The organism is Streptomyces sp. NPDC056480, from assembly GCF_042795405.1.
Lineage (GTDB): Bacteria > Actinomycetota > Actinomycetes > Streptomycetales > Streptomycetaceae > Streptomyces.
The window spans coordinates 1-5,049 of sequence record NZ_JBHTSA010000229.1; the positions used below are offsets into that span (position 1 = coordinate 1).

Consider the following 5,049-nt stretch of genomic DNA (forward strand, 5'->3'; position numbering starts at 1 on the left):
CCGACCAGTGGAAGAAGCCGAAGCAGATCGACCCGCGCGTCGTTCAGGGTCTGTCGATGGCGATCGACCGTGCCACCATCACCAAGACGGTGCTGCAGGGTACGCGTGAGCCCGCGACCGGCTGGGTCGCCAAGGGTGTCCTGGGCTTCCAGGAGGACGGTGGCGCCGGCGTCACCAAGTTCGACCCGGCGAAGGCCAAGGAGCTCATCAAGGCCGGCGGCGGCGTCCCGAACAACAAGATCTCCATCCAGTTCAACGCCGACGGTGGCCACAAGGAGTGGGTGGACGCTGTCTGCAACTCCATCCAGCAGGCCACCGACGTCCAGTGCGTCGGCGACGGCAAGCCGGACTTCCAGGCCGACCTGACCGCTCGTAAGACGAAGCAGGTCAAGTCCCTGTACCGCTCCGGCTGGGTGCTCGACTACCCGGTGAACGCCAACTTCATCTCGGACCTGTTCCGTACGGGTGCGGCGGGCAACCAGGGTGACTTCACCAACAAGGCTCTCGACGCCAAGATCGCCAAGGCGGACTCGGCCGCGACCCTCGACGAGTCGGTGAAGCAGTTCCAGGCCATCGAGAAGGACCTGGTCAACTACATGCCGTCCATCCCGCTCTGGTACTACAAGGTCAACGCGGGCTACTCCGAGAAGGTTTCGGGCGTGGCGTACGGCCAGGACGGCGACCCGATCCTGACCGGCGTCGAGGTCAAGAAGTAATCACCCAAGCGTAGTCCGCCTGCCGATGCGGGGCTGACGGGATGTCAGCCCCGCGTTCGGCGCCTTACGTATGTGGCTGGGGGGCCCTTCCACGACATTCGCGTACCCGTTCCGGGGCGCGGTTGCCGAGGGAGGGCCCGTCGGTTGCTGCTGTCATATTTCAACGGAGGCATGATGGGGCGCTATGTCGCACGACGACTGCTCCAGATGATCCCGGTTTTCCTCGGGACCACCCTGCTGATCTTCCTCATGGTCTACAGCCTGCCCGGCGACCCCGTGGCGGGTATGTTCGGGGACAAGGGCGCAGACCCCGCGACCCTCGCGAAGATCAGACACGATCTGGGACTGGATCTGCCGCTCTGGCAGCAGTACTGGAACTACATGACCGACATCATCCTGCACTTCGACTTCGGGACCCAGATCCGCAACGGTCGCCCGATCACCGAGGTCCTGGGTGAAGCGTTCCCCGTCACTCTGCAGCTCGCCGCTCTGGCGTTCGCGTTCGAGCTGGTCTTCGGCATCGGCCTCGGCATCATCGCCGGACTCAAGGCCGGCCGTCTCGCCGACAACGCGATCCTGATCTTCACGCTGCTGATCATCTCGATCCCGGTCTTCGTCCTCGGCTTCATCATCAAGATGGTGTTCGCCTTCGAGCTGGGCTGGATCGAACCGAACGTCAGCAACGACCAGTTGGTGTCCGAGATGATCGCGCCGGCCATCGTGCTCGGCGGTCTCTCACTCGCCTACGTCGCCCGGCTCACGCGTACCTCCATGGCGGAGAACCTGCGCGCCGACTACATGCGTACGGCCGTCGCCAAGGGTCTGCCCCGCCGTCGCGTCATCGGCGTGCACCTCATGCGCAACTCGATGATCCCCGTGGTCACCTTCCTCGGCACCGACATCGGCGCCCTCATGGGCGGCGCGGTCGTCACCGAGCGCATCTTCAACATCAAGGGCGTGGGTGGCCTCATCGCCGAGTCGATCACCCGGCGTGAAGGGTCGACCCTGGTCGGCCTCGTCACCATCCTGGTGATCATCTACCTCGTCACCAGCCTGCTCATCGACCTGCTGTACGCGGTCCTGGACCCGAGGATCCGGTATGCCTGACGTGACCAAGACCGCGACCGCCGTCGAGGACGCCGTCGCGCTTCCCGCCGACGTGACTCCTCCGGCCAAGCCGGAGAAGGCCCGTAGCCTCTGGGGCGACGCCTGGGTCGACCTGCGCCGCAACCCGTACTTCCTCGTGGCGTCGGTGCTGATCTTCTTCCTGCTCCTCGTCGCCGCCTGGCCGAGCCTCTTCACGAGCGCGTCGCCCACCAAGGGCGACCTCGTGAAGCACTTCCTCGGCAAGCCGGAGCTCGGCAGCATCGGTTCCGAGGGCTGGCTCGGCTACGACGGCCAGGGCCGTTCCGTCTACGCCCGACTGATCTACGGCACCCGTGCCTCGATCATCGTCGGCGTCACCGTCACCGCGATCGTCACGCTCGTCGGCGGTGTGATGGGCATGCTCGCCGGCTACTTCGGCGGCTGGATCGACGCGCTGCTCTCGCGCCTGACCGACATCTTCTTCGGCATCCCGTTCCTGCTCGGCGCCATGGTCGTCCTGCAGTCCTTCGTCGAGCGCACGGTCTGGGTGGTCGTCTTCGCCCTCGCGTTCCTCGGCTGGACCCAGATGGCCCGCGTCATGCGCGGCGCCGTGATCACGGTCAAGCACGCCGACTACGTCCACGCGGCGAAGGCACTCGGCGCCGGCACCGGCCGGATCCTCTTCCGGCACATCCTGCCGAACGCCATGGCCCCCGTGATCGTCGTCGCGACCATCGCGCTCGGCGGCTACATCTCGGCCGAGGCCACCCTGTCCTACCTCGGTCTGGGCCTCGCCGCCCCGACCGTCTCGTGGGGCGTGGACATCTCCACCGGTGTCGACCAGATCCGAGTGGCGCAGCACATCCTGCTGTGGCCCTCGATCATGCTCAGCATCACCGTTCTGGCGTTCATCATGCTCGGCGAAGCCGTCCGCAACGCCCTCGACCCCAAGCTGCGCTAGGAGGGCGTAAAGGTGACCATCATCGACAACACCGCGACGGTCCCGTCGCCCCGCGACGGCGCCGACCACAACGGTCCGCTGCTCGAAGTCCGTGACCTGCACGTCGAGTTCCACACCCGCGACGGTGTGGCCAAGGCGGTCAACGGTGTCAACTACTCGGTGAACGCCGGCGAGACCCTCGCCGTCCTCGGCGAGTCCGGCTCCGGCAAGTCCGTCACGGCCCAGGCCATCATGGGCATCCTCGACATGCCGCCCGGCAAGATCCCGCAGGGCGAGATCCTCTTCCGCGGCCAGGACATGCTGAAGATGGCCGAGGAGGACCGCCGGAAGATCCGCGGCCGGAAGATCGCGATGATCTTCCAGGACGCGCTGTCCTCCCTCAACCCGGTCCTCAGCGTCGGCTACCAGCTCGGCGAGATGTTCCGGGTGCACCAGGGTCTGTCCAAGAAGGACGCCACGGTCAAGGCCGTCGAGCTGATGGACAAGGTCAAGATCCCCGCCGCCAAGGCGCGGGTCACCGACTACCCCCACCAGTTCTCCGGCGGTATGCGCCAGCGCATCATGATCGCCATGGCGCTCGCCCTCGAGCCGGACCTGATCATCGCCGACGAGCCCACCACGGCTCTCGACGTGACCGTCCAGGCCCAGGTCATGGACCTCCTCGCGGAGCTCCAGCAGGAATACAACATGGGCCTGATCCTGATCACCCACGACCTCGGCGTCGTCGCCGACGTCGCGGACAAGATCGCCGTGATGTACGCCGGCCGGATCGTCGAGCAGGCGCCGGTGCACGAGCTCTACAAGCGCCCGGCCCACCCCTACACCAAGGGTCTCCTGGAGTCGATCCCGCGCCTGGACCAGAAGGGCCAGGAGCTCTACGCGATCAAGGGCCTCCCGCCCAACCTGCTCCGCGTGCCCACCGGCTGCGCCTTCAACCCGCGCTGCCCCAAGGCCGACGACATCTGCCGTACGGAGATCCCGGCCCTCGTGCCGGTCACCGAGCAGGACGGCGCGGATCTCCCGGGCCGTACGAGCGCCTGCCACTTCTGGAAGGAGACGATCCATGGCTGACCTCAGCAAGAACGACGAGGCCGTGGCCGCCGCCGTCGAGGCCCCGGTGGGCCGCGGTGAGCCGATCCTCCAGGTGCGCAACCTGAAGAAGCACTTCCCGCTGACGCAGGGCATCCTCTTCAAGAAGCAGGTCGGCGCGGTCAAGGCCGTGGACGGGGTCTCCTTCGACCTCTACCAGGGCGAGACCCTCGGCATCGTGGGCGAGTCCGGCTGTGGCAAGTCCACGGTCGCCAAGCTCCTGATGAACCTGGAGCACGCCACCGCCGGCGAGGTCTTCTACAAGGGCCAGGACATCACCAAGCTGGGCGGCCGCGCGCTGAAGGCCGTGCGCCGCAACATCCAGATGGTGTTCCAGGACCCGTACACCTCGCTGAACCCGCGCATGACGGTCGGCGACATCATCGGCGAGCCCTTCGACATCCACCCCGAGGTGGCCCCGAAGGGCGACCGGCGCCGCAAGGTGCAGGAGCTGCTCGACGTCGTCGGTCTGAACCCGGAGTACATCAACCGGTACCCGCACCAGTTCTCCGGCGGTCAGCGCCAGCGCATCGGCATCGCCCGCGGCCTCGCGCTCAACCCGGAGATCATCATCTGCGACGAGCCGGTCTCGGCCCTGGACGTCTCCGTCCAGGCGCAGGTCATCAACCTGATGGGGAAGCTCCAGGACGAGTTCAACCTCTCCTACCTCTTCATCGCGCACGACCTGTCGATCGTCCGGCACATCTCGGACCGCGTCGGCGTCATGTACCTCGGCAAGATGGCCGAGATCGGTACGGACGAGCAGATCTACGAGCACCCGACGCACCCGTACACCCAGGCGCTGCTCTCCGCGGTGCCGGTGCCGGACCCGGAGGCCCGCGCGCACCGCGAGCGGATCATCCTGACCGGTGACGTCCCCTCGCCGGCGAACCCGCCGTCGGGCTGCAGCTTCCGCACCCGTTGCTGGAAGGCGCAGGAGAGGTGCTCGCAGGAGACGCCGCTCCTGGCGATCCCGACGCGCTTCGACGGCCTGGACACCCCGGCCGCCCACCTCTCGGCGTGCCACTTCGCCGAGGAGAAGCAGGTCGTGCCGGTGCACTGACGCACCGACCGGCAGACATCCCGAAGGGCGCCCCGTTCCGTACGTACGGAACGCGGGGGGCCCGGGGGGGGATAAAAAAAAAAAAGCCCCCCCCACCCCAAGAGAAAGGGGGTGGCGGGAGGGGGGTGGGTATA

5 protein-coding genes are annotated in these 5,049 nt (G+C 66.9%); all 5 read left to right on the plus strand.

The window, feature by feature from the left end; translation table 11 throughout:
• A partial coding sequence (locus tag ACFQ79_RS40275; protein WP_383593252.1) for an ABC transporter substrate-binding protein occupies positions 1-716 on the plus strand: 716 nt, incomplete at its 5' end.
• 174 nt (positions 717-890) lie between these two features.
• Positions 891-1,823, plus strand: coding sequence for an ABC transporter permease (locus tag ACFQ79_RS40280; RefSeq protein ID WP_030320650.1), 933 nt, complete (start codon positions 891-893; stop codon positions 1,821-1,823).
• Positions 1,816-2,763 carry an ABC transporter permease gene (locus tag ACFQ79_RS40285; protein WP_383593255.1) on the plus strand — a complete coding sequence of 316 codons (948 nt, stop codon included), beginning with the start codon at positions 1,816-1,818 and terminating at the stop codon, positions 2,761-2,763. Before ACFQ79_RS40280 ends, ACFQ79_RS40285 begins: the two co-directional genes overlap by 8 nt.
• Positions 2,764-2,775: 12 nt before the next feature.
• Positions 2,776-3,834, plus strand: coding sequence for an ABC transporter ATP-binding protein (locus ACFQ79_RS40290; RefSeq protein WP_383593258.1), 1,059 nt, complete (start codon positions 2,776-2,778; stop codon positions 3,832-3,834).
• A complete protein-coding gene (locus ACFQ79_RS40295) occupies positions 3,827-4,915 on the plus strand; it encodes an ABC transporter ATP-binding protein (RefSeq protein WP_383593260.1) in 1,089 nt (362 codons plus the stop codon). The genes ACFQ79_RS40290 and ACFQ79_RS40295 overlap by 8 nt, the downstream gene beginning before the upstream one ends.
• Positions 4,916-5,049: the final 134 nt, after the last annotated feature.